The 23,717-nt window shown below is 52.7% G+C and carries 23 protein-coding genes and 1 pseudogene; 16 read left to right on the top strand and 8 right to left on the bottom strand.

Annotated features, from left to right (window positions below; genetic code table 11):
• Positions 1-116: 116 nt before the first annotated feature.
• Entirely contained in the window at positions 117-788 is a 672-nt protein-coding gene (gene deoC, locus CHU32_RS19255) for a deoxyribose-phosphate aldolase (protein WP_103677610.1), read from the top strand.
• A 553-nt stretch (positions 789-1,341) separates the two neighbouring features.
• On the opposite strand, the gene CHU32_RS19250 is transcribed toward deoC, so the two are convergent.
• The 3 genes from CHU32_RS19250 to CHU32_RS19240 all read right to left on the bottom strand — a co-directional run bounded on the left by CHU32_RS19250 (position 1,342) and on the right by CHU32_RS19240 (position 3,784).
• Entirely contained in the window at positions 1,342-1,605 is a 264-nt protein-coding gene (locus CHU32_RS19250) for an HPr family phosphocarrier protein (RefSeq protein WP_103677609.1), read from the bottom strand.
• A gap of 58 nt (positions 1,606-1,663) precedes the next feature.
• On the bottom strand, positions 1,664-3,109 hold the full coding sequence (locus CHU32_RS19245) for a PTS fructose transporter subunit IIC (RefSeq protein ID WP_103677608.1): 1,446 nt from the start codon (positions 3,107-3,109) through the stop codon (positions 1,664-1,666).
• Positions 3,110-3,328: 219 nt separating this feature from the next.
• Positions 3,329-3,784, bottom strand: a complete 456-nt coding sequence (locus CHU32_RS19240) for a PTS sugar transporter subunit IIA (RefSeq protein WP_103677607.1) — start codon at positions 3,782-3,784, stop codon at positions 3,329-3,331.
• Positions 3,785-3,971: 187 nt separating this feature from the next.
• On the opposite strand from CHU32_RS19240, the gene CHU32_RS19235 reads away from it, so the two are divergent.
• Genes CHU32_RS19235 through CHU32_RS19225 form a run of 3 tightly spaced genes read left to right on the top strand, consistent with a single transcriptional unit; the run spans position 3,972 to position 6,869 of the window.
• A complete protein-coding gene (locus CHU32_RS19235) occupies positions 3,972-5,003 on the top strand; it encodes a Gfo/Idh/MocA family oxidoreductase (protein WP_103677606.1) in 1,032 nt (343 codons plus the stop codon).
• A 10-nt stretch (positions 5,004-5,013) separates the two neighbouring features.
• Positions 5,014-6,051, top strand: coding sequence for an alcohol dehydrogenase catalytic domain-containing protein (locus CHU32_RS19230; RefSeq protein ID WP_103677605.1), 1,038 nt, complete (start codon positions 5,014-5,016; stop codon positions 6,049-6,051).
• Between the two features lie 32 nt (positions 6,052-6,083).
• Positions 6,084-6,869 carry a DeoR/GlpR family DNA-binding transcription regulator gene (locus CHU32_RS19225; RefSeq protein WP_103750913.1) on the top strand — a complete coding sequence of 262 codons (786 nt, stop codon included), beginning with the start codon at positions 6,084-6,086 and terminating at the stop codon, positions 6,867-6,869.
• 27 nt (positions 6,870-6,896) lie between these two features.
• Here CHU32_RS19225 and CHU32_RS19220 read toward each other — a convergent pair whose 3' ends face one another.
• Complete coding sequence (locus tag CHU32_RS19220) at positions 6,897-7,523, bottom strand: class I SAM-dependent methyltransferase (RefSeq protein WP_218113769.1); 627 nt, start codon at positions 7,521-7,523, stop codon at positions 6,897-6,899.
• Positions 7,524-7,646: 123 nt separating this feature from the next.
• On the opposite strand from CHU32_RS19220, the gene CHU32_RS19215 reads away from it, so the two are divergent.
• Entirely contained in the window at positions 7,647-8,087 is a 441-nt protein-coding gene (locus CHU32_RS19215) for an RrF2 family transcriptional regulator (protein WP_103677603.1), read from the top strand.
• 19 nt (positions 8,088-8,106) lie between these two features.
• Here CHU32_RS19215 and ppiC read toward each other — a convergent pair whose 3' ends face one another.
• On the bottom strand, positions 8,107-8,388 hold the full coding sequence (gene ppiC, locus CHU32_RS19210; protein WP_024555327.1) for a peptidylprolyl isomerase PpiC: 282 nt from the start codon (positions 8,386-8,388) through the stop codon (positions 8,107-8,109).
• Positions 8,389-8,626: 238 nt separating this feature from the next.
• On the bottom strand, positions 8,627-9,076 hold the full coding sequence (locus tag CHU32_RS19205) for a type II toxin-antitoxin system PemK/MazF family toxin (RefSeq protein WP_103677602.1): 450 nt from the start codon (positions 9,074-9,076) through the stop codon (positions 8,627-8,629).
• A gap of 213 nt (positions 9,077-9,289) precedes the next feature.
• Here CHU32_RS19205 and rep point away from each other — a divergent pair, with 213 nt between their 5' ends.
• The gene (rep, locus tag CHU32_RS19200; RefSeq protein ID WP_103677601.1) at positions 9,290-11,308 is read left to right on the top strand and encodes a DNA helicase Rep; all 2,019 of its coding nucleotides are present in this window, start codon (positions 9,290-9,292) and stop codon (positions 11,306-11,308) included.
• A 27-nt stretch (positions 11,309-11,335) separates the two neighbouring features.
• A complete protein-coding gene (locus tag CHU32_RS19195) occupies positions 11,336-12,286 on the top strand; it encodes a hypothetical protein (RefSeq protein ID WP_103677600.1) in 951 nt (316 codons plus the stop codon).
• Here the strand turns inward: CHU32_RS19195 and gppA are convergent.
• Together gppA and rhlB are read right to left on the bottom strand one after the other, a co-directional pair.
• Positions 12,272-13,768 (bottom strand): guanosine-5'-triphosphate,3'-diphosphate diphosphatase, encoded by a 1,497-nt coding sequence (gene gppA, locus CHU32_RS19190; RefSeq protein WP_103677599.1) that lies wholly within the window; start codon positions 13,766-13,768, stop codon positions 12,272-12,274. The two genes, CHU32_RS19195 and gppA, sit on opposite strands and share 15 nt — an antisense overlap.
• Before the next feature lie 5 nt (positions 13,769-13,773).
• Positions 13,774-15,039, bottom strand: coding sequence for an ATP-dependent RNA helicase RhlB (gene rhlB, locus CHU32_RS19185; protein WP_103677598.1), 1,266 nt, complete (start codon positions 15,037-15,039; stop codon positions 13,774-13,776).
• 143 nt (positions 15,040-15,182) lie between these two features.
• Here rhlB and trxA point away from each other — a divergent pair, with 143 nt between their 5' ends.
• From trxA to rffA, 9 genes and pseudogenes are all read left to right on the top strand, one after another.
• Positions 15,183-15,512: a thioredoxin TrxA gene (gene trxA / locus CHU32_RS19180; protein ID WP_049839509.1), complete on the top strand. Its 330-nt coding sequence runs from the start codon at positions 15,183-15,185 to the stop codon at positions 15,510-15,512.
• A gap of 114 nt (positions 15,513-15,626) precedes the next feature.
• Positions 15,627-15,734 (top strand): annotated as a pseudogene (locus CHU32_RS28960) (hypothetical protein); the annotation flags it as partial.
• 87 nt (positions 15,735-15,821) lie between these two features.
• A complete protein-coding gene (gene rho / locus CHU32_RS19170) occupies positions 15,822-17,081 on the top strand; it encodes a transcription termination factor Rho (RefSeq protein WP_049839510.1) in 1,260 nt (419 codons plus the stop codon).
• Between the two features lie 218 nt (positions 17,082-17,299).
• Positions 17,300-18,403: a UDP-N-acetylglucosamine--undecaprenyl-phosphate N-acetylglucosaminephosphotransferase gene (wecA, locus tag CHU32_RS19165; protein WP_103677597.1), complete on the top strand. Its 1,104-nt coding sequence runs from the start codon at positions 17,300-17,302 to the stop codon at positions 18,401-18,403.
• A gap of 13 nt (positions 18,404-18,416) precedes the next feature.
• Positions 18,417-19,463 carry an ECA polysaccharide chain length modulation protein gene (gene wzzE / locus CHU32_RS19160; RefSeq protein WP_103677596.1) on the top strand — a complete coding sequence of 349 codons (1,047 nt, stop codon included), beginning with the start codon at positions 18,417-18,419 and terminating at the stop codon, positions 19,461-19,463.
• A gap of 57 nt (positions 19,464-19,520) precedes the next feature.
• A complete protein-coding gene (gene wecB / locus CHU32_RS19155; RefSeq protein WP_103677595.1) occupies positions 19,521-20,651 on the top strand; it encodes a non-hydrolyzing UDP-N-acetylglucosamine 2-epimerase in 1,131 nt (376 codons plus the stop codon).
• Entirely contained in the window at positions 20,648-21,910 is a 1,263-nt protein-coding gene (wecC, locus tag CHU32_RS19150; RefSeq protein WP_103677594.1) for a UDP-N-acetyl-D-mannosamine dehydrogenase, read from the top strand. Before wecB ends, wecC begins: the two co-directional genes overlap by 4 nt.
• Positions 21,907-22,581: a dTDP-4-amino-4,6-dideoxy-D-galactose acyltransferase gene (gene rffC, locus CHU32_RS19145; protein ID WP_103677593.1), complete on the top strand. Its 675-nt coding sequence runs from the start codon at positions 21,907-21,909 to the stop codon at positions 22,579-22,581. Before wecC ends, rffC begins: the two co-directional genes overlap by 4 nt.
• Before the next feature lie 4 nt (positions 22,582-22,585).
• On the top strand, positions 22,586-23,716 hold the full coding sequence (rffA, locus tag CHU32_RS19140) for a dTDP-4-amino-4,6-dideoxygalactose transaminase (RefSeq protein WP_103677592.1): 1,131 nt from the start codon (positions 22,586-22,588) through the stop codon (positions 23,714-23,716).
• The last annotated feature ends 1 nt before the right edge of the window (position 23,717 follow it).

Raw genomic sequence — 23,717 nt, 5'->3', positions numbered from 1 at the left:
TCACATGAGCTTGCTGTTATTGTTTACTGTTTAACAATAAACGATAATATAGAGCAGTGATTTATCCTCTGTCAGCCCGATAGCAAGGCTGCTAAACAACATTCCGGGAGAGAGAAATGAACTTAACTAAACAGTCACTGGCAAAGATGATCGACCAGACGCTGCTCAAGCCTTTCGCCAGCGAGCAGGATTTCAAAACGCTGTGCGAAACGAGCAAACAGTACGGTTTTAAAATGGTGGCCATTAATCCAGCCGTGGTAAAAACCTGCCTGAAATATCTCGAAGGAAGTGATGTGCTGGCTGGCGCGGCTATAGGTTTCCCGCTGGGGCAAAACACCATTGAAACCAAGGTGTTTGAAACAGAAGATGCTATCGCTAATGGTTCTGGTGAAATTGACTATGTGATTAATATTGGCGAACTAAAAAACAAAAATTACGCCTATATCAAACAAGAGATGGAAACCATCGTCGGCATTTGCAAAAAGCATCAGGTGACATCGAAAGTTATCTTTGAAAACTGCTATCTGACGGATGAAGAGAAAGTGAAACTGTGCGAAATCGCGCTCGAAGTACGTCCTGATTTTATCAAAACCTCTACCGGCTTTGGCACCGGTGGCGCGACGCTGGCAGACGTTAAGCTGATGAAAAGCATCGTTAAAGATCAGATTAAAGTGAAGGCTTCCGGCGGCATCCGCGATTTGAAATTTGCGCAGGAGCTGATTGACGCTGGCGTGGAGCGTATCGGCACCAGTTGCGGTGTTGAAATTGTCGATGCGCTGGCCGGGTAAGCTTCAGGCAGAAGATCGTCAGTACAGTCGCATTTATTAAAGGGGGAATGGTTTCCCCCTTTGGTGCGTTTCAATCTGAGAATTATTTCAGCAGATCAATCAGCCGTAACAGAGCCAGTAACAACTCCAGTACGGCGATGAGCACAATCAGCTTTTGCGTCAGCGTGTCCATCCGCTCTCCTTATTAAAGGAGCGCAACCCTTGCACTTTACCCTTACACTGCCTGTCGGTGCAGGTTTACAATTACTGAGTTTGTATTGTCGCGCTCCAGACCGGGGCACTGCCTGCGGCACCACCCGTCTGGCAACCAGGACTTGAAATCGGTCTGGCCTGGAGCACGATAAACTCAGTATTTGACATTATAAAGAGCATGGGTATTGCTTTGCAACAGTAGTAAAAAAGGGTTAAACTTGAATTGCTGAGTTTGTATTGTCGCGCATCGCCGCTCTGGCCGCCAACCGTGGTCTGAGGGCGAAAAATAAAAAACCCTGCCTCACCAGCAGGGTTTTTTATTTTTGTGATGTACTCTCAGGGAACTTTTTACGCGTAACGGTCACTCTTCAACCAGCGTTGCCAAAAACGCTCCCAGAGCGGCGCTGGCTTCTTGCTCCTGTGCCCCTTCACATTGCAGTGTGATGGTGCTGCCGTGGATCACGCCAAGTTTCATCAGCGCGAGCATGCTTCTGCCATCGGCATTTTTACCCTGATAAGACAGCCGGATTTGGCAGTCATATTTTTTCGCCATCTTTGCCAGCATGGCACAGGGACGGCTGTGCAGCCCCATCGGGTTAATAATTAAAATATCTTTATTTATCATGATAATGTCCTTTAATTCATGACTAAAGCAGGCCCGAACGCCCAGGCCTGCTAATGACTTACGCTAAGGAATTATTCAGCGGTGCGGCGTTGGAGGCTGCCTGAGCCAGATATTTGCGCTTGCGATAGAAACCGTAGATAACACCACCGACCAGCCCTCCGCAGACAATGGAGGCGATCCACAACATGCCGTGGGTGACTAACGGCAGAATAATCAGGCCGCCATGAGGAGCCGGAACCGCGACGTGGAACCAGTACGTCAGGGTCGCGCCGATGGAAGAACTGAGCATCAGAATCGGGATCACGCGCAGCGGATCTTTCGCCGCAAAGGGAATGGCCCCTTCGGCAATAAAGGTCGCGCTCAGAATAAAGTTCACCAGCCCCGCTGCCTGCTCTTCTTTCTCGAAATACTTCTTAAACATGACGGTGGCGAAAGCAATCACCAGTGGTGGCACCATACTGGCGGTCATTACGCCAGCCATAAACAGCGCATTCCCCTGTTCGGCCAGCAGCATGGTGCCCGTAACATAGGCCGCTTTATTAACCGGCCCGCCGAGGTCAAAGGCGCTCATGCAGCCCACTACGATCCCGAGTATCAACGGGTTGGCGTGCTCCAGTCCGGCGACCCAGGCCATCATGCCTTTGTTGATTGCCGCAATAGAATCACCCATATGCGTCATCACCAGACCGATAACCAGTACGCCGACCAGGGGTAACAGAAAAATAGATTTGAACCCTTCCAGCGAGCGGGGAAAGGAGCGGGTAACGTGCAGGACCCACTTCATAAAATAACCGGCGGCGAAACCGGCAATGATCCCCCCCAGGAAGCCTGCGCCAACATTCGCTGCAATCAGACCACCAACAAAACCGGCGACGAAGCCCGGACGGTTCGAGATGGAATACGCGATAAAGGCGGTAAACACCGGTACCATCATTGAGAAAGACAGTTTACCGAGGTTAAAAATACTGGCGGCGAAAGGATTATATTGGGCATTGGTGGGGTCGAAAGAGTAGATGCCCCAGAAGAATGACACTGCAATCAGTACCCCACCGGCCACCACAAACGGCAGCATGTTAGAAACGCCATTCATCAGTGCTTTATACAGCAGGCGTCCCAGACTCTCTTCTTCACTTTTGACGGTGTTGGTCTCTGCGCTCCCGATGCTACCTTCATGATGGTAAACGGCTTCGTTACCGCTTATTGCCCGCGCTACCAGTTCGTTCGCTTTTTTCACACCATGCCCTACCGAAGCCCGGACCAGCGGTTTACCATGAAAACGCGCCATCTCAACGGCTTTATCTGAGGCAATGATCACTGCATCGGCACGGGCAATTTCCTCGTCCGTCAACGTATTTTCGATACCTGCGGCACCGTTTGTTTCAACGCGGATGCCCACTCCTGCTTGTTGTGCAGCCTTTTTTAATGCAGCCTCGGCCATAAACGTATGGGCAATACCGGTTGGGCAACCGGTAACAGCGACAAAAAATTTTTCCTTGTTCGGCATGTCTTTCGCTCCTGGATCAACATTTAATAATGACCAGCATGATCATCAGCAATAAAGCATTGTGATTTACTGGTCTCTTCTTTCGTTTATGATTGTTTTGCGTGCAAATTTATGTCAATTGTTTTTGTTTGTTGTTGTGATAACGATCCTGGTTTGCGCGGGAGTGGAAAGGAAGAGCGTAAAGAGCGCCCGTGAACGGGCGCTGCGATAATATAAATTTTAACTGGTAAATTTTTCTATTATATCAATAACTTGATTGGGTTCCTTCGCCTGGGAAATATGCTCTCTGAAATCGTCATCCATAATTGCGGTGGCAAGTTTAGTCAAAATTTTAATGTGTTCGTCCCCCGCACTGGCCGCCGGGACCGCAATCATAAACAGATTTTCCACCCAATCCTCATCCTCTTCATCCCATAAAATCGGCTGAGTCAGATGGGCGTAAGCCACCGCAGGCACGGCTACTGCGTCGCTTTTACCATGCGGGATTGCATAGTCATAACCAACAGCAGTAGAGAACTCTTCTTCTCTTTTATTGAGAGATAACATGAAGTTATCAAATCCCCCGACCTGAAGTTTACCGGCGGCCTCAATTCGTTTTGCCAGTTGCATCAATGCATCCTGCTTATCCCTTGCGTCCAGATGAAGAACAATCATTTCGGTAGAAAAAATCGACATGGGTAACCTCGCTGTTTAATGATGCCGTCTTGATTGATGATTTTTAACTTCTGCTATCGATATCACGTAATGAGTTTATTAATCGATATCAAATGACAATAAACGATTGACACTGTTTTTTTCATGACTACACTCGCAAGAACAGAAATTAAGCCGAAATTCATAACAACGAATGCCAGGAGGATGCATGGATAAGCAGGAGATTGGGATTGCCGTTATTGGTGCGGGCAGGGCAGGGATGATTCATGCGCGTAACTATGCCAGAGGGATCGCCGGCGCGCGCCTGATTGCCGTGGTCGATCCGGTGGGATCGGTTGCAAAGTCCGCTGCCGAAGAATTACATCTCAGCAAATTTTACACCGACTACCGGGAAGCCATTGCCGACAGCGAGGTTGACGCTATCGTGGTAGTCACGCCGACAAAATACCACTGCGAGATCGTCTGCGCCGCCGCCCGCGCCGGAAAACACATTTTCTGTGAGAAACCAATGGCGATGACGCCTGATGAGTGTCAGCAGATGATTAATGTGACACAGCAGCATGGCGTCCAGCTCCAGCTCGGTTTTATGCGCCGCTTCGACCGCAATTTTATGGAAGCGAAGGCCGCTATTGATGCAGGGGTTATTGGCGATGTCGTGCTGGTGAAGGCGTTAACCCACGGCCCCAGCATTCCGAAGGAGTGGATGTATGACATCTCCATTAGCGGCGGGCCGCTGGCGGAAGTCTCCAGCCACGATATTGACGCGGTACGCTGGTTCTCTGGTGCTGATTTTGCCGAAGTTTATGCGCTGGCGGGTAACTATCGCTGCCCGGATGCAAAAGATAAATACCCGGATTACTACGACACCGTGACGTTAAGCGGGCGCATGACTAATGGCACCCAGTGCATTGTTGAAGGTGCGGTTTCTGTTGGCTATGGCTACGACTCCCGCGTCGAAATCCTCGGCACCGACGGCATTCTCTTCGTTGGTGATTTGCAGGAAGGATCGGCACGTTACGCCAGCCGGGAACAAAAACAGCTGATCACCAAAACGGTTAACAGCTGGCAGACACTCTTTATTAAAGCCTATGAAGAAGAAGATACCGCGTTTATTGCCTCTATACGTAGCGGCTCGCCGGTCAAAGCCTCCGGTAATGACGGCCTTGAGGTAGTGAAAGTGGTCAACGCAGGCAATCTCTCTATTACCGAAAAACGCGTTGTTAACCTGAACGAAGGATAAGAGGTGGTCAATGAAAGCAATTCAGTTGTTTGCAAAGAATGAACTTAAACTGGTTGAACTGCCGAAACCTGAGATTCAGCCTGACGAGATCCTGCTGGCCTGCAAAGCCGGAGCCATTTGTGGCACCGATCTACGCATGTTCGCCAACGGCCATCGTAATTCCCCTCATGCTCTGACGCTGGGCCATGAGTTGTCCGGCGTTATTGAAGAGATCGGCAGTGAGGTCACCGGCGCTTATTTTAAAGGCATGCGCGTTGCCGTGGCACCTAATTATGGCTGCGGCGTCTGCGACAGTTGCATCAGCGGTAATACGCAAAGCTGTAAAGATTTCCAGGCGCTGGGCATTCAGAAAAACGGTGCCTTTGCTGAATATGTGGTTATCCCCGCCAGAGCAGTGCGCCAGGGGAATATTGTCGAGCTTCCCGATCACGTCTCGTTTGAAGAGGGGGCGATGATCGAACCGTTCTCCTGCGTTTATAACGCCTTTGAGCGCTGCCATACTCAGGTGGGAGATACGGTGCTGGTGATTGGCGCAGGCCCGATTGGCCTGATGCACGCGCTGCTGCATAAAGCGGCAGGTGCCGGGAAAGTGCTCATTAGCGATATTAACCCCGAGCGTCTGGCACTGGCCTGCGAATTTGACCCGGATTTTATTCCGGTCAGCGGAACGGACACCAAAGCGGAGGTAATGCGGATTACGCAAGAGCGGGGTTGCGACGTGGTGATCACCGCCGCTTCCACGCCGGAAATCCAGACCCTGTCCTTTGAACTGGCGGCGCTGAACGGCCGGGTGCTCTTCTTCGGCGGCCTGCCGGCGGGCAAAGAGATGGTAAGCCTGAATACGAATATTATTCACTATCGTCAGATAAGCGTAACCGGGATGAGCGGACAGAACCTGCGCCAGTATCGCGCCAGCCTGAAAATGGTGGCTAACGGTCAAATTAACCTGAAAAAGATCTTGACGCACACTTTCTCGCTTGAACAATATCAGCAGGCGTTTACCTGTGCGAAATCGGGTAATGCACTGAAGGCAGGCTTTGTTTTATAGTCCTGCTCTGGCTATCCATTTCGGGAAAGATAATGAGCGATCATTCGGAAGATAAACTTTTTACGCAGGAACGGCAGCAGGCGATTCTGACTTATGTAGAAACACATAAAAACGCGACGGTTGCCGAACTGTGCCAGCTCTTTAAAGTGTCGACCGGAACCATTCGCAACGATCTGCGCGAGATGGAGAAACTGAAACTGGTTACCCGTACGCATGGCGGCGTGCTGATCCGCAGCAAAACCGGTCTTGAAATGATGGCCACGGAAAAGGAAGTGCGTAACCACGACGCCAAAGTCGTGGTTGCCCGGCGGGCGCTGGAGCAGATTGAAGATGGCGATACGCTACTGCTGGATACCGGCTCCACCACGCTCGAACTGGCAAAGTTGCTAAGCGAGCGCAAGGGCCTGTCAGTCATTACCAACGATTTGCAGATTGCCATTATCCTGGAAGATATGCCGGGGGTGGTGAATCTGTTTATCATTGGCGGCGCGGTACGGCAGAAGCTGCACTGTGTGATTCCGTTTAATCGCGACAGCGGCCTGTCAGAGCTGATCATCGATAAAGCTTTTATGGGCGCGAACGGTTTCACGCTTAAAAATGGCGCGACCACACCGGACGTTCGTCAGGCGAACCTGAAGAAAGAGATGATTGCCTGCGCCTCTAACGTCATTTTGCTGATTGACTCGCATAAAGTGGGTCATGACACTTTCGCCAAATTTGCCGAGGTTAGCGACATCAGCATCCTTATTACCGATACCATTAGCGAAGAAGATCGCGCCGGTATTGAGGCGCGAGGCGTGATGGTGATTAGCGAGTAGGTGTTTATACCCGGCTTCCCGCCGGGTTTATTCTTTTCGCCGTAATGCCACGACAGAATCCGAAACCTGTTCTTCCTGCCCTTCCGGCCCCTTCATCACTCGTTCAACGTCGTCACAGAACAGCACTTCCCAGCCACCAGGCAGTGGCTCCAGTTGCGCTAGTGCCTCCTTTGACGACTGAAAAGGACGATCCGCATGTTTTGACCAGCCCGGTACTTTCGCATGAGAGGTGATCAGCAGCATGCCGCCGGGTAAGACATGATCAAATGCGTTGCGAAAGATCGTAAAGCGATCGAACGTCAGCGGTGATTCCAGAAACGAGGCGACGATAAGATCGTAACTCCCCTGCGGGAACGTTTGGGTCAGATCGTGCTGCGCAAAAGTAATGCGCTCGCGAACGCCGGATCGTGCGGCATTGGCCGACGCATAGTCCAGCGCTCTGGGCGAGAGGTCTACCGCCGTTACCTCCCAGCCTTTTCTGGCTAACCAGACAGCGTCGTCGCCACGTCCGCAGCCCAGCTCCAGCGCCCGCCCTGGCGTAAGAGGCTCAGCAAACCGCACCAGAATCTTACCTGGAATGCCAGTGGAAACCGGTGACATCGCCGCGTAATGATCTTCCCAAAAGACAGCGGGGGATTGTTCAGTCTCAGACATAATTTTCTCCTGGTTGATAAACTCATGTAATAAACAAAGTATCATAAGTTTTATCGTCGTCAATCGGTTGTCTGAACAGCAGATGACTTGCGCTGGCTAAGTCCATGTAATAAGTTAAGTTACATGAAAATAAATAATTCTTTTTCTGCGACGTTGCACATTTTGCTGCACCTGGAGCAGATGCACAGACCGCTGACATCGGAGCAGATGGCCGCGTTTATTGATGGAAATCCGGCGTTTATCCGTAAATTGCTGGCGGGACTGCGTGAGCGGCAAATTGTGACCTCCAGTAAAGGCCATCATGGTGGCTGGACGCTGGCGCGCCCGGCAAGCGAAGTTACGCTGTATGATATCTATTTCGCCCTCGGCTCGCCGACGCTGTTTGCGCTGGGCAATCGTAACGACAATCCGCGTTGCCTGGTGGAGAAAGGGGTAAACCGGGTAATGTCAGAGACGTTTAACGACGCCGAAACGTTAATTCTGGAACGCTTCAAACGGCTGACGCTGGCAGAGGTAGGACGGGAATTTATTGATTATTTCAATGATAAAGGGCAGGGCGAATAGCGCCTGCCCCTTGACGTTCTTAGTTGCGGTACAGCACCTTGATGATGTGGTAACCGAACTGAGTGTGCAGCGGGCCGGTTGGCTCCAGCACCGGGCAGGAGAATACCACTTTATCAAACGCCGGTACCATCTGCCCCTGGCGGAACTCACCTAAATGACCGCCTTTTTTGCCTGACGGGCAGGTAGAATGTTTTTTCGCCAGCTTTTCAAAATCTCCGCCGTTTTTAATTTGCTCCAGCAGATCTAAAGCCAGTTTCTCTTCCTTTACAAGGATATGCATTGCTGCCGCTGTTTTTGCCATGATTGTGCCTTAATGATGGGATTGAGCCGGGGGCAATAGTAGCATGAGCTGACTGCTTTCTGGTCCTTTACTCTGCGTGTCCTGACACAGCGTGTAGTCATATTTTTGACTGTCAGGAAAAAGGTGGGCTATAAACGGCAAAAGCCCGGAAAACCGGGCTTCGCAGGTCCCTCAAGGGGAGAAAAACTTAGGGCCTCTATGGGCTACAACAACATTATCGGAGATCGTGGATATGTTGTCAATTTATGAGCGATACTGCGTTAATTGACTTGATTACTGCACGCTGAATGTCTGCAACAATGTCACGCGGCAGAGATTGATTTAAATAGCCTCTGTATGTTCTGGCCCTGTTCAAGCGATTACGACTCACTTGCTGTACCTGGTCGGCTTTAGCCCAACGTATTTGCCGATCGAAAAACTGTAGTTCGTCTATAACGTCATCGGCTATCTCAACGTGCATTCCTCGGTTTAACTTGTCCCGATCGCAAGTCGTTGACAGAGGAACGACAATACAGGCGTTACCATTAATTTTCCCATTGAGAACAACAACCAACCTGTTTTTAATCATCTCCGGCGGCATGCGGCCATCGTAAAAATTTGTGACAATCTGTCCGTCCTGACCAACTGGATAGTTACCGAAATTACATTCCAGTATTTCACCCACTTTGGGACTAAAGTTAAGCGCCATGAGTAAACCTTTCCTTAGTTAACTCAAAAAAGTACTGAAATAACGTTACGCCTCACTACTCTCCATGTCTACTGGAATCAAGATGGATATTGATAACTATAGTGTCCGCCGTATCACCTCCAGCCGACACTGGGAAACCGTTTGTACGATCCCACATTCCGATGTGATTCTGCTACAATCCCTTCCCCCGTTCGAAGATTGAGCAATACTCCTATGCGTTTAAACCCCGGACAACAACAAGCCGTCGAATTTGTCACCGGACCTTGCCTGGTGCTGGCGGGTGCTGGCTCCGGTAAAACCCGCGTCATCACCAATAAAATCGCCCATCTGATCCGTGGCTGCGGCTACCAGGCTCGGCATATCGCGGCGGTAACCTTTACCAACAAGGCGGCGCGCGAGATGAAAGAGCGCGTGGCGCAGACGCTGGGACGCAAAGAGGCGCGCGGCCTGATGATTTCCACTTTCCACACCCTAGGGCTAGAGGTGATCAAGCGCGAGTACGCGGCGCTGGGGATGAAATCTAACTTCTCATTGTTCGACGATACCGATCAGGTCGCGCTGCTCAAGGAGTTGAGCGAAGGGGTGATCGAAGACGATAAAGTGATACTGCAACAGCTGATCTCAACGATCTCCAACTGGAAAAACGATCTGCTGACCCCGGCGCAGGCGGCCGCCCAGGCAAAAGGCGAAAGGGATCGGATCTTTGCACACTGCTACAGCCTGTACGACGCCCATATGAAAGCCTGCAATGTACTGGACTTTGACGATCTGATCCTGCTGCCGACGCTGCTGCTTCAGCGTAATGAAGAGGTGCGTGAACGCTGGCAGAACAAAATCCGCTACCTGCTGGTGGATGAGTATCAGGATACCAACACCAGCCAGTACGAGCTGGTAAAGCTGCTGGTGGGAAATCGTGCGCGTTTTACCGTGGTGGGGGATGACGACCAGTCTATTTATTCGTGGCGCGGGGCGCGGCCGCAAAACCTGGTATTACTGAGCCAGGATTTTCCGGCATTACAGGTCGTCAAACTGGAACAAAACTACCGTTCCTCCGGGCGCATTCTGAAGGCCGCAAATATCCTGATTGCCAATAACCCGCACGTGTTTGAAAAGCGCCTGTTCTCTGAGCTGGGCTACGGTACCGAGCTGAAAGTGCTCAGTGCCAACCATGAAGAACATGAAGCCGAGCGCGTGACCGGTGAGTTGATTGCCCATCACTTTATCAACAAAACGCAGTATAAAGATTATGCGATTTTGTACCGTGGCAATCACCAGGCGCGGGTGTTTGAAAAATTCCTGATGCAGAACCGCATCCCGTACAAAATCTCCGGCGGCACCTCCTTCTTCTCGCGCCCGGAAATTAAAGATCTGCTGGCTTACCTGCGCGTGTTGACCAACCCCAATGACGACAGCGCATTTTTACGCATTGTAAATACGCCGAAGCGGGAAATTGGCCCGGCCACACTGCAAAAACTCGGCGAGTGGGCGAACAGCCGCAATAAAAGCCTGTTCAGCGCCAGCTTTGATATGGGGCTGACGCAGACGCTCAGCGGACGCGGCTATGAATCGCTCACCCGGTTTACTCACTGGCTGGGAGAGGTTCAGCGCCTGGCCGAGCGTGAACCGGTGGCCGCCGTGCGCGATTTGATCCACGGCATTGATTACGAATCCTGGCTGTTTGAAACCTCGCCCAGCCCGAAAGCCGCCGAAATGCGCATGAAAAACGTCAACCAGCTGTTCACCTGGATGACTGAAATGCTGGAAGGCAGTGAAATCGACGAGCCGATGACCCTGACCCAGGTGGTGACGCGTTTTACCCTGCGCGACATGATGGAGCGCGGCGAAAGCGAAGAGGAACTGGATCAGGTCCAGTTGATGACGCTGCATGCCTCAAAAGGTCTGGAGTTCCCTTATGTTTTCCTGGTCGGCATGGAAGAGGGGCTGTTGCCGCACCAGAGCAGCATTGATGAAGACAACGTCGATGAAGAACGCCGTCTCGCCTATGTGGGCATTACCCGCGCACAGAAAGAACTGATCTTTACGTTGTGCAAAGAGCGCCGTCAGTATGGTGAACTGGTGCGTCCGGAGCCGAGCCGCTTTCTGCTGGAATTGCCGCAGGACGATTTAGTCTGGGAGCAGGAACGCAAAGTGGTGACGGCAGAAGAAAGAATGCAAAAAGGGCAGGCGAGTATCGCCAATATTCGGGCGATGATGGCTGCGGCAAAAAAATAATCGTGTTCAGGAAAGGATAATCGCACCATGAAAGCGAAGGCGCTTATTGCTGTCACACTTTTGTATTCGGTATCCGCAAGTGCGCAGGATGAATGGACCTATCTCGACTACTGCGCGGTGTCGATGAAAAACATGGTAGCCAGCAGCAACCAGCCGTTAATGGCGGCCGAACACGTCAGCATTCAGGATTTAGAGGTCGAAGCTGAAGCGCATGACGATGCCATCATGCTTCAGCTATTCGACAGGCGGAAAAAAAGTACGCCGGATTCGCCTGGTGCCGGAATGCTCGGTTGGGTCACTTATCATCCGGCGAACAACACCCTGACGGACGGCAATGAAACCGCGCTCCGGTTTGACCAGCAAAAAGGCAAACGCTATCAGCAGTGTTTGTCGCGCATGCAAAGCTGCGCTGATATTAATCAGCAGTTAGCGCTGGATGCCACCATTGCGCCACCGCGCTATGTCGTGACGGGGACCTCGCGGGCGTGGTTTTATGCGGCCCCGGTTCCCCAGTGCCGCAGCGAATCTGTTTTTATTGTCCCTGGCGACATTATCTCTCGCGTTGGATTTGTTATCGCACGCGACGACAAAACCCAGAAACGCTATCAGGCCCTGCGCGGCAACGATACGCACGATTATGTCCTGGGAGCGTTCAACGATGTTCAGGGATGGGTTGAAGCCGATAACCTTGAAGATGTCGATGAGGTTTGCGAAGATGCCCGCGAAAAAGCAGGAATGACAAATCCCGCTGATGACGATTTCATCACGCGAACCGTCGCCAACCAGCGCCTGTATTTCTACGATGCGCCCAATAAAGCGTGCCTGCGCCAGCAAAAAGCGTTTGTTGTTGATGGTGACCGCGTGCAAATGCTGAATAAACCCGCCTTTGGCGGATATCGGTTCATTCGATATACCCATCCGGCAAGCCAAAAAGTAACGGAAGGATGGGTATCGTCAGAAGGATTAGTGTTGCCCTGACACCACGTCCAGCGGCCAGTGAACATAACTTTGCCACTGGCTTTCCTGCTCAATCAATTCCGTGCCAAGCGGGTGATGGCTTAGCCAGCCTGCAGGGAGGATCAGCGTCAGCTTCTCGCCTGACGCTTCAAGCATAATCTCCGGCACTAAATCATCACGTCGGCGGCTGGCAAACAGGATCGCCAGACGTAGTAAGCGACAAAGATGCTCGGCGACCCGTGGTGGTACCGCATTTTGCTGGTGAAGCGAGGAAAGATCGATAGCGTTAGTCTGGTTCAGCACCAGTGTCGCCAGCAGTTTTTTCTGTGCCGGCGTAAAGCCCGGAAGATCGAGATTTTTGACCAGATAAGCGGCATGCTGAGGGGCAGATTTAAAATCCACGCTCAGCCCAATTTCATGCAAGAGACACGCATTTACCAGCAGTTCGCGGCTAATAAGCTCCAGATCCCAGCTTTTCTCCAGCTGGCTGGCAAAGCGGGAAGCGAGTTTTGCCACCCGCTGTGCCTGGTCGGTATCAACCATAAAACGGCGCTGAATATTACGCAGAGTACGGCTACGAATATCTTCATCCACAGACAGATGCAGCATTCCGTAAACCAGCCCTTCACGCAGTGCGCCACCGGCCAGGGTCATACATTGAATATTCAATTCGGTGAAAATGGCAATCAGAATGGCAAGACCGCTGGGAAAAACCAGTGCCCGTTCCAGGGTCAGACCTTCAATCTCTAGCTCTTCAAGACGGCCACACTGTATAGCCCGCTGTTTAAGCTGCTCAAGTTTAGCGAGGGTGATGCGTTCATCCATCCCCTGCGCCATCATGATTTCCTGAAGCGCCTGTACCGTTCCTGACGCGCCAACGCAGATTTTCCAGCCGTGGTAGCGCAGCTCATCGGCAATTGGGCGCAGCACCTCGCGGGCAGCATTCTCCGCTTCTTCAAAGTTACCTTTGCCCAGATTACGGCTGGAGAAATAGCGTTCGAGCCAGGTCACGCAACCCATGGAAAGACTAAATAACGAGGTGGTTTGTGCGCCGGTGCCGGTCACCAGCTCGGTGCTGGCTCCGCCGATATCCACCACCAGACGCTGATCGGCCCCGCCGGTGGTATGCGCAACGCCCTGATAAATCAGACGCGCTTCTTCTTCGCCCTTAATCACCTGTACCGGACAGCCGAGGATCTCCTGTGCACGGGCGATAAACTCACCTGCGTTAACCGCCAGACGCAGCGTTGCCGTGGCAACGACCCGAATTTGCGACTGAGGAATATCCTGTAAACGCTCGGCAAACAAGCGTAAACATTGCCATCCGCGCTCCATGGCATCAGGCGAAAGCACATTACCACTGCTTAGACCAGCGGCCAGCCGGACTTTGCGCTTGATACGAGCGACGGTCTGGATACTTCCTGCCACCTCACGCACGACCAGCATATGAAAACTATTTGATCCCAGATCGATGGCGGCGTAGAGCGAAGCGGCAGAAGGCATGTTAATTAACCTGAGCGACGGCGGTTACGCGGTGCGCCAGTACGACGCGGCCCATTGCCAGAGCGCGGGCGCGTCAGGCGCAGCGGTCTCGGCAGATCGGTCATCAGCGCATCCGGATTGTACTTACTTACCGGAATAGCGTGCCCGATATAGGTTTCAATCGCCGGAACGTTCAGCGCGTACTCTTCACAGGCCAGGCTGATGGAGTGACCGCTTGCCCCGGCACGACCGGTACGGCCAATGCGGTGCACGTAGTCTTCACAGTCATCGGGCATGTCGTAGTTAAAAACATGCGTAACAGCAGGAATATGCAGGCCGCGCGCCGCCACGTCGGTTGCCACCAGAATGTCGAGATCGCCACGGGTGAACTCGTCAAGAATACGCAGGCGTTTTTTCTGCGCCACGTCACCGGTCAGCAGACCCACGCGATGACCGTCAGCCGCAAGGTGGCCCCAGATATCTTCGCAGCGATGTTTGGTGTTCGCGAACACAATTGCACGGTCCGGCCACTCTTCTTCAATGAGCGTTTGCAGCAGGCGCATTTTCTCTTCGTTGGACGGGTAGAACAGCTCTTCTTTAATACGGTGGCCGGTTTTTTGTTCCGGTTCGACCTCAACGTATTCGGCGTTGTTCATTTGCTCAAACGCCAGCTCGCGTACGCGGTAAGAGAGTGTGGCGGAGAACAGCATATTCAGACGCTGCGTCGTCGGCGGCATGCGACGGAACAGCCAGCGGATATCTTTGATAAAGCCCAGATCGTACATGCGATCGGCTTCGTCCAGCACGACGACCTGAATCGCGCCGAGGTTAATATGATTTTGTTTGGCGTAGTCAATCAGGCGACCAGTGGTACCGATCAAAATATCAACGCCGCTTTCCAGCACTTTAAGCTGTTTGTCGTAGCCGTCGCCGCCATAGGCCAGACCCAGTTTCAGGCCGGTCGTTTGCGCCAGCGGCTCTGCATCAGCATGGATCTGCACCGCCAGTTCGCGGGTGGGAGCCATAATTAATGCGCGCGGTTGGTTCACCTGGCGGTCTTCGATCGCCGGATGAGAGAGGAGATAATGAAACGTTGACGTCAGAAACGCCATCGTTTTCCCGGTACCGGTTTGCGCCTGCCCTGCAACATCACGACCAGCCAGCGTTAGCGGGAGGGCGAGTGCCTGAATGGGCGTGCAGTTATGAAACCCTTTAGTTTCAAGGGCTTCGATCACCTTAGGGTGCAGGGCGAAGTCGGAAAACTTCTGTTCTGTTAAATGTGTTTTGCTCATAGTGTGGTAGAATATCAGCTTACTATTGCTTTACGAAAGCGTATCCGGTGAAATAAAGTCAACCTTTAGTTGGTTAATGCTACATCAACAGTTGTTGTTTAATGCTACACCAACATGCCAGGCTTATTCCTGTGGAGTTAAATATGAGCGATAAAATTATTCACCTGACTGACGACAGTTTTGACACGGATGTACTCAAAGCAGAAGGATTGGTTCTTGTTGATTTCTGGGCAGAGTGGTGCGGTCCGTGTAAAATGATTGCGCCGATTCTGGATGAAATCGCTGATGAATATCAGGGCAAACTGACGATTGCCAAGCTGAACATCGACCAGAACCCGGGCACCGCGCCGAAATACGGCATTCGTGGTATTCCGACCCTGCTGCTGTTCAAAAACGGTGAAGTGGCGGCGACCAAAGTTGGCGCGCTGTCCAAAGGCCAGTTAAAAGAGTTCCTGGACGCTAACCTGGCGTAAGGCGTTTCTTTTCGCGGCGTCCGTTATCCTTAAATTAACAGGATCTCTGGACGCCCGGCTTCAGTCGTGCTAAGTTAGTTTTGACTTCGTTTTAAACATATCTTGTTGTACCCACTGCTTCCCGTAAGAAGCAGAAAGATTCCGGGCTCGTCGCTCAATCCGTCTTGTCGTTTCAGTTCTGCGTACTCTCCTGTGACCAGACAGCGAACAGACATGAGCCGATGGCCGTTAACAGGCATGGATGACCCTGCCATACCATTCACAACATTAAGTTCGAGATTTACCCCGAGTTTAAGAACCCACACCACTATGAATCTTACCGAATTAAAGAATACGCCGGTTTCTGAGCTGATTACTCTCGGCGAAAATATGGGACTGGAAAACCAGGCTCGTATGCGCAAGCAGGACATTATTTTTGCCATCCTGAAGCAGCATGCTAAGAGTGGCGAAGATATCTTTGGTGACGGTGTACTGGAGATATTGCAGGACGGATTTGGTTTCCTCCGCTCTGCAGACAGCTCCTACCTCGCCGGTCCTGATGACATCTACGTTTCCCCTAGCCAAATCCGCCGTTTCAACCTCCGCACTGGTGATACCATCTCTGGTAAGATTCGCCCGCCGAAAGAAGGCGAACGCTACTTTGCGCTGTTGAAAGTCAATGAAGTTAACTACGACAAACCGGAAAACGCGCGTAACAAGATCCTCTTTGAGAACTTAACGCCGCTGCATGCGAACTCTCGCCTGCGTATGGAACGTGGTAACGGCTCTACCGAAGACTTAACCGCGCGCGTACTGGATCTGGCCTCGCCAATCGGCCGCGGCCAGCGTGGTCTGATTGTTGCTCCGCCGAAAGCCGGTAAAACCATGCTGCTGCAAAACATCGCGCAGAGCATTGCATACAACCATCCGGACTGCGTGCTGATGGTGCTGCTGATTGACGAACGTCCGGAAGAAGTGACCGAGATGCAGCGTCTGGTTAAAGGTGAAGTAGTTGCTTCTACCTTTGACGAACCGGCATCCCGTCACGTTCAGGTTGCGGAAATGGTGATCGAGAAGGCCAAGCGCCTGGTTGAGCATAAAAAAGACGTGATTATTCTGCTCGACTCCATCACTCGTCTGGCGCGTGCGTACAACACCGTGGTTCCGGCGTCTGGTAAAGTCCTGACCGGTGGTGTGGATGCTAACGCCCTGCACCGTCCGAAGCGCTTCTTTGGCGCGGCGCGTAACGTGGAAGAGGGCGGTAGCCTGACCATTATCGCCACCGCGCTGGTAGATACCGGCTCTAAGATGGATGAAGTTATCTACGAAGAGTTTAAAGGCACCGGTAACATGGAACTGCACCTGGCGCGTAAGATCGCGGAAAAACGCGTCTTCCCGGCTATTGATTACAACCGTTCCGGTACCCGTAAAGAAGAGCTGCTCACCACGCAGGAAGAGCTGCAAAAAATGTGGATACTGCGCAAAATTATTCACCCGATGGGCGAAATCGATGCGATGGAGTTCCTCATTAATAAACTGGCAATGACCAAAACGAATGACGATTTCTTCGATATGATGAAACGTTCATAAGTCAGTCTTTGTCAAAAAAACGCCACGCTTTTGCGTGGCGTTTTTGTTTTCTGTTGCCTACGCTTTAGTTAACAATACTAAAAAGGGCAAGGAGCCTTCAGAAGTTGCTGTCTGACTGAAATTTGTCAGATTTTCCTGAAGTCAGGTCAGAGTTTTCTTCTGGATAGGTTACTTCGTGGTTATACTTCTGATACAACAATTATTTGAGAGTGTGAATTGTGAATTTACTGGCTGCGGCAGCTGATCTGATCAGTATATTTCTGTTCACTACCTTATTTCTTTTTTTTGCGCGTAAGGTAGCCATAAGAGTTGGGCTGGTTGATAAACCCAACTTCCGCAAACGGCACCAGGGACTGATCCCTTTAGTGGGCGGTATCTCTGTTTTTGCAGGTATTTGCTTCACCTTTGAAATCATTAACTACTACATTCCCCATGCCTCGCTTTATCTGATCTGTGCGGGCGTGCTGGTTTTTGTCGGCGCGCTGGATGACCGGTTCGATATTAGCGTTAAATTCCGCGCCACGGTCCAGGCGATCGTCGGTATTGTTATGATAAGCGTGGCTAACCTTCACCTCAGTAGCCTGGGCTATATTTTTGGTCCGTGGGAGCTGGTCCTCGGCCCCTTTGGTTTCCTTCTGACGCTGTTTGCCGTGTGGGCTGCGATTAACGCCTTTAACATGGTCGATGGGATCGACGGGTTGCTGGGCGGGCTGTCGAGCGTCTCATTTGGTGCCATTGGTCTTATCCTGTGGGTTGACGGGCAGACCAGTCTGGCAATGTGGTGCTTCGCCATGATTGCCGCCATTCTTCCCTATATCTTATTAAATCTTGGCGCGCTGGGCCGTCGCTATAAAGTCTTTATGGGCGATGCGGGAAGCACGCTGATTGGCTTTACGGTTATATGGATACTGCTGGAAACCACGCAGGGGAAAACGCACCCCATCAGCCCGGTGACCGCACTGTGGATTATCGCTATTCCCCTGATGGATATGGTAGCAATTATGTATCGCCGTCTGCGCAAAGGAATGAGCCCTTTCTCACCCGATCGTCAGCACATTCACCATCTTATTATGCGTGCCGGTTTTACTTCTCGTCAGGCTTTTGTTCTTATTACGCTTGCCGCTGCGCTACTGGCTGCCATCGGGGTGATTGCTGAAGCAACCCACATTGTTCCAGAATGGGTCATGCTGATACTCTTTTTAGTCGCTTTCTTCTTGTATGGTTACTGCATCAAGCGGGCCTGGAAAGTGGCGCGCTTTATTAAACGCATGAAGCGCAGGACGCGTCGACTGAGTGGCAGTAATCCAAAATTAACTAAATAAAACTGAGGAAGTGATGACTCAACCATTATCAGGAGCACAGGCAGTGAGCGCTGAGAATGAACTGGATATTCGCGGTCTGTTTCGGACATTGTGGGCAGGCAAATTTTGGATAGTGGGAATAGCGCTGCTGTTTGCTCTGGTTGCTCTGCTTTACACTTTCTTTGCGCGCCAGGAGTGGGGGGCAACGGCGATTACCGACCGGCCGACTGTCAATATGCTGGGCGGTTTTTACTCTCAGCAGCAGTTTTTACGCAATCTGGATGCCAGGGCAAATCAGGTACCGGTAGAACAACCATCGGTAATGGACGATGCCTATAAAGAGTTCATTGTACAGCTGGCCTCCTGGGATACCCGCCGGGATTTCTGGTCGCAAACGGATTACTACAAACAGCGTATGGTCGGCAACTCCAGAGCCGATGCCGCGTTGCTGGATGAGCTGATCAACGATATTCAGTTTATGCCGGGCGATGCGCTCAAAAGCATCAGCGACAGCGTCAAGCTGACCGCAGAAACCGCGCCGGACGCCAATAATTTGCTTCGCCAGTACGTTGCCTTTGCCAGCCAGCGTGCAGCGGGTCATCTTAACGATGAACTGAAAGGGGCGTGGTCCGCGCGTACTATCCAGATGAAAGCGCAGGTGAAACGTCAGGAAGCGGTGGCGAAAGCCATCTACGACCGGCGGGTTAAAAACATCGAACAGGCGCTGACCGTGGCGCAACAGCACAACATTTCCCGCAGTGAGACCGATGTTCCGGCGGAAGAATTACCGGATTCAGAACTGTTCTTGCTGGGCCGGCCAATGCTTCAGGCGAGGTTGGAAAATTTACAAGCTGTGGGGCCGGAATTTGATCTGGATTACGATCAGAACCGGGCGATGCTGACGACGCTGAATGTTGGCCCCATACTGGACCCGCGTTTTCAGACCTATCGGTATTTGCGTACGCCGGAAGAACCTGTAAAACGTGACAGCCCTCGCCGCGCCTTCCTGATGGTTATGTGGGGCATTGTGGGTGCGTTAATAGGCTCCGGGGTTGCCTTAGTGCGCCGCCGTGTACGCTAAACGCCGCATCTGTAATGAAGGCCCCTGGCCTTCATTATCCAATCGAAGAGAATCGATGTGAAAGTACTGACTGTATTTGGCACTCGACCAGAAGCCATCAAGATGGCACCTCTGGTTCATGCGCTGGCTAAAGATCCTCATTTTGAGGCGAAAGTATGCGTCACTGCGCAGCATCGGGAGATGCTTGATCAGGTGCTGCACCTTTTTTCCATTGTCCCGGATTACGATCTTAATATTATGAGTCCGGGACAGGGACTGACTGAAATTACCTGCCGCATTTTGCAGGGGCTGAAACCTATTCTTGAGTCTTTTAAACCGGACGTAGTGCTGGTTCACGGCGATACCACGACGACTATTGCGACCAGCCTGGCCGCGTTTTACCAGCGCATCCCGGTTGGTCACGTCGAGGCGGGACTGCGCACGGGCGATCTGAACTCGCCGTGGCCGGAAGAGGGTAACCGGATGCTGACTGGCCGCCTGGCCACATGGCATTTTGCCCCGACGGAAAATTCGCGGCAGAATCTGTTGGACGAAAATACCCTCGACGAGCAGATTTTTGTCACGGGTAACACCGTGATTGACGCGCTGTTCTGGGTACGAGACCGGGTAATGGCGGATGAAACACTGCGTAGCGAATTATCCGCGCGCTATCCGTTTCTCAGCAATGGTAAAAAAATGATCCTGGTCACTGGCCATCGCCGCGAGAGTTTTGGCGAGGGCTTTGAGCAAATCTGCCACGCGCTGGCGGACATTGCCGCGCAAAACCGCGATGTGCAGATTGTCTATCCGGTGCACCTGAATCCTAACGTCAGTGAGCCGGTCAACCGCATTCTTGGTCACGTTGATAACGTGATCCTGATTGAGCCGCAGGACTACCTGCCGTTCGTCTGGCTGATGAATCACGCGTGGCTGATCCTCACCGATTCCGGTGGTATTCAGGAGGAAGCCCCGTCGCTGGGTAAACCGGTGCTGGTAATGCGCGAAACGACTGAGCGTCCTGAAGCCGTTGAGGCGGGTACAGTACGGCTGGTAGGTACGGATCGCGAGGATATTGTTAAGCAGGTAACGCGCTTGCTATACGATAACGATGAGTATCTGGCCATGAGCCGCGCCCACAACCCTTACGGGGATGGCAAGGCATGTGAACGTATTCTGGATGCACTGAAAAATAATCAGGTAACGCTATGAGTTTTAATACGATTTCCGTTATTGGTCTGGGCTATATTGGCCTCCCTACCGCCGCCGCGTTTGCTTCCCGCCAAAAGCAGGTGATTGGTGTTGATATTAATCAGCACGCCGTAGATACCATCAATCGTGGGCAAATCCACATCGTTGAACCGGATCTGGATAAGGTTGTTAAAGCCGCCGTTGAAGGCGGATATCTGCGCGCCAGCACGACGCCAGTGGAAGCCGATGCCTGGCTGATTGCCGTGCCGACGCCGTTTAAAGGCGATCACGAACCGGACATGGTTTACGTTGAAGCCGCGGCGAAATCCATCGCGCCGGTGCTCAAAAAAGGTGCGCTGGTGATCCTTGAGTCCACTTCGCCGGTGGGTGCGACGGAACAAATGGCCCAGTGGCTGGCGGAAATGCGCCCGGACCTGAGCTTCCCGCAGCAGGCAGGTGAGCAGGCGGACATCAACATTGCTTACTGCCCGGAGCGCGTCCTGCCCGGCCAGGTGATGGTTGAACTGATTAAAAACGATCGCGTAATTGGTGGCATGACGCCGGTATGCTCCGCGCGTGCCAGCGAGCTGTATAAGATTTTCCTCGAAGGTGAATGTGTGGTGACTAACTCCCGCACGGCGGAAATGTGTAAGCTGACGGAAAACAGCTTTCGCGACGTCAACATCGCCTTTGCGAACGAACTGTCGTTAATCTGCGCCGATCAGGGGATTAATGTCTGGGAACTGATCCGCCTGGCGAACCGCCATCCGCGCGTTAATATCCTCCAGCCTGGTCCTGGCGTGGGCGGCCACTGCATCGCGGTTGATCCGTGGTTTATCGTGGCGCAAAACCCTGAACAAGCGCGGCTTATTCGCACTGCCCGTGAAGTGAATGACCATAAACCACAATGGGTTATTAACCAGGTGAAAGCGGCGGTCGCCGACTGCTTGACCGCCAGCGGCAAGCGGGCCAGTGAGGTCAAAATTGCCTGCTTCGGTCTGGCGTTTAAGCCCAATATTGATGACCTGCGTGAAAGCCCGGCAATGGAAATCGCCAGGCTGATTGCCGAATGGCACAGCGGCGAAACGCTGGTAGTGGAGCCAAATATCCATACGCTGCCGAAAAAGCTCGATGGTCACTGTACGCTGGTTGATACGCAGCAGGCGCTGAACGACGCTGACGTCCTGGTGATGCTGGTCGATCACCATGAATTCAAAACCATCAGCGGCGACAGCCTGAGCCAGCACTATATTGTTGATACCAAGGGTGTCTGGCATTGATTCTTCGCGCCCGCGTTGAGCCGCTCGCCTGGGAAAGCCAGTTTTTCGGGCTGCAAAGCGCCATCGTGCGTATTGATGACAGCGCTCCGCCGTTAACTGCCGAAACCCTTGCCGGCCAGGCGCGGGTGCAGGCTAAAATTCCGGCTGATCGGGCAGACTTTCTGGATGCGCTTCAACAACTGGGTTTTCGGCTGGTGGAAGGCGAAGTTGACCTGGCGCTCGCGGTAACCCCCGTTGCGCCTGTTATCGCCGAGGTTGCAACCGGCGCTGATATTCCAGCGCTGCGTGACATGGCGGCCCGGGCGTTCGCGCTGAGCCGTTTTCGCGCGCCGTGGTATTCACCGCAGGACAGCGGCCGTTTTTACGCGCAGTGGATCGAAAACGCAGTGCGCGGCACCTTTGATCACCAGTGCCTGTTGTTACGGGCAGCCAGTGGTGACATTCGTGGCTATGTGTCGCTGCGCGAACTCAATGACACCAACGCACGTATCGGCTTGCTGGCCGGGCGCGGTGCGGGAGCAGAACTGATGCAGGCGGCGCTGAACTGGGCGCAGGCTCGCGGCAAAAAAACAGTGCGGGTGGCAACCCAGATGGGTAACACCGCCGCACTTAAACGTTACATTCAGAGCGGTGCCAACGTTGAGAGCACCGCCTTCTGGCTATACAGGTGACAAGATGATCCCATTTAATGCGCCTCCCGTCGTGGGAACCGAAATCGATTACATGCAATCGGCAATGGGCAGCGGCAAGCTTTGCGGCGATGGTGGTTACACGCGTCGCTGTCAGCAGTGGATGGAGCAGCGTTTTGGCAGCGCAAAAGTGCTGCTGACGCCATCCTGTACCGCGTCGCTGGAAATGGCGGCGTTGCTGCTGGACATCGGGCCGGGCGATGAAGTCATCATGCCGAGCTACACCTTCGTCTCCACCGCCAACGCCTTTGTGCTGCGCGGGGCGAAAATTATTTTCGTGGATATCCGTCCGGACACCATGAACATCGACGAAACGCTGATTGAAGCGGCGATCACCGATAAAACCCGCGCGATTGTTCCGGTGCACTACGCAGGCGTGGCTTGTGAGATGGACACCATCATGGCAATCGCCAAAAAGCATGACCTGTTTGTGGTCGAAGACGCGGCGCAGGGCGTGATGTCGACTTACAAGGGCCGGGCGCTGGGCACCATCGGCCATATCGGCTGCTTTAGCTTTCATGAGACCAAAAATTATACCGCCGGTGGCGAAGGCGGCGCGACGCTGATTAACGATCGCAAACTGATTGAGCGGGCAGAGATCATCCGCGAAAAAGGCACTAACCGCAGCCAGTTTTTTCGCGGGCAGGTCGATAAATACACCTGGCGTGATATCGGCTCCAGCTACCTGATGGCCGATTTGCAGGCGGCGTATCTGTGGGCGCAACTGGAAGCGGCGGACCGTATTAATCAGCAGCGCCTCGCGCTGTGGCAGACCTATTACGACGCACTGTCGCCGCTGGCGAAGGCCGGGCGTATTGAGCTGCCGTCCTGCCCGGCGGATTGCGCGCATAACGCGCATATGTTCTACATCAAGCTGCGCGATATCGACGATCGCAGCCGCCTGATTGCCTGGCTGAAAGAGGCAGAAATCCTTGCGGTATTCCACTACATCCCGCTGCACGATTGCCCGGCCGGCGAGAAGTTCGGCGAGTTTTTTGGCGAAGACCGTTATACCACGCGTGAAAGTGAGCGTTTGCTTCGCCTGCCGCTGTTCTTTAACCTGGCTCCTGTTAATCAGCGCACGGTGATCAACTCGTTATTAAGTTACTTCGCCTGAG

This window comes from Superficieibacter electus (assembly GCF_002915575.1).
GTDB classification, from domain to species: domain Bacteria; phylum Pseudomonadota; class Gammaproteobacteria; order Enterobacterales; family Enterobacteriaceae; genus Superficieibacter; species Superficieibacter electus.
This window is presented reverse-complemented; position numbering and strand designations above follow the sequence as displayed.

Coding starts and splice junctions, on each gene's coding strand:
- wzzE (WP_103677596.1), top strand. CDS start 18,417: ATGACTCAACCATTATCAGGAGCACAGGCAGTGAGCGCTGAGAATGAA.
- CHU32_RS19230 (WP_103677605.1), top strand. CDS start 5,014: ATGAAAGCAATTCAGTTGTTTGCAAAGAATGAACTTAAACTGGTTGAA.
- gppA (WP_103677599.1), bottom strand. CDS start 13,768: ATGCCTTCTGCCGCTTCGCTCTACGCCGCCATCGATCTGGGATCAAAT.
- rhlB (WP_103677598.1), bottom strand. CDS start 15,039: ATGAGCAAAACACATTTAACAGAACAGAAGTTTTCCGACTTCGCCCTG.
- rffA (WP_103677592.1), top strand. CDS start 22,586: ATGATCCCATTTAATGCGCCTCCCGTCGTGGGAACCGAAATCGATTAC.
- deoC (WP_103677610.1), top strand. CDS start 117: ATGAACTTAACTAAACAGTCACTGGCAAAGATGATCGACCAGACGCTG.
- CHU32_RS19245 (WP_103677608.1), bottom strand. CDS start 3,109: ATGCCGAACAAGGAAAAATTTTTTGTCGCTGTTACCGGTTGCCCAACC.
- trxA (WP_049839509.1), top strand. CDS start 15,183: ATGAGCGATAAAATTATTCACCTGACTGACGACAGTTTTGACACGGAT.
- rep (WP_103677601.1), top strand. CDS start 9,290: ATGCGTTTAAACCCCGGACAACAACAAGCCGTCGAATTTGTCACCGGA.
- ppiC (WP_024555327.1), bottom strand. CDS start 8,388: ATGGCAAAAACAGCGGCAGCAATGCATATCCTTGTAAAGGAAGAGAAA.
- wecC (WP_103677594.1), top strand. CDS start 20,648: ATGAGTTTTAATACGATTTCCGTTATTGGTCTGGGCTATATTGGCCTC.
- CHU32_RS19215 (WP_103677603.1), top strand. CDS start 7,647: ATGAAAATAAATAATTCTTTTTCTGCGACGTTGCACATTTTGCTGCAC.
- rho (WP_049839510.1), top strand. CDS start 15,822: ATGAATCTTACCGAATTAAAGAATACGCCGGTTTCTGAGCTGATTACT.
- CHU32_RS19205 (WP_103677602.1), bottom strand. CDS start 9,076: ATGGCGCTTAACTTTAGTCCCAAAGTGGGTGAAATACTGGAATGTAAT.
- CHU32_RS19225 (WP_103750913.1), top strand. CDS start 6,084: ATGAGCGATCATTCGGAAGATAAACTTTTTACGCAGGAACGGCAGCAG.
- CHU32_RS19250 (WP_103677609.1), bottom strand. CDS start 1,605: ATGATAAATAAAGATATTTTAATTATTAACCCGATGGGGCTGCACAGC.
- CHU32_RS19235 (WP_103677606.1), top strand. CDS start 3,972: ATGGATAAGCAGGAGATTGGGATTGCCGTTATTGGTGCGGGCAGGGCA.
- CHU32_RS19195 (WP_103677600.1), top strand. CDS start 11,336: ATGAAAGCGAAGGCGCTTATTGCTGTCACACTTTTGTATTCGGTATCC.
- CHU32_RS19220 (WP_218113769.1), bottom strand. CDS start 7,523: ATGTCTGAGACTGAACAATCCCCCGCTGTCTTTTGGGAAGATCATTAC.
- CHU32_RS19240 (WP_103677607.1), bottom strand. CDS start 3,784: ATGTCGATTTTTTCTACCGAAATGATTGTTCTTCATCTGGACGCAAGG.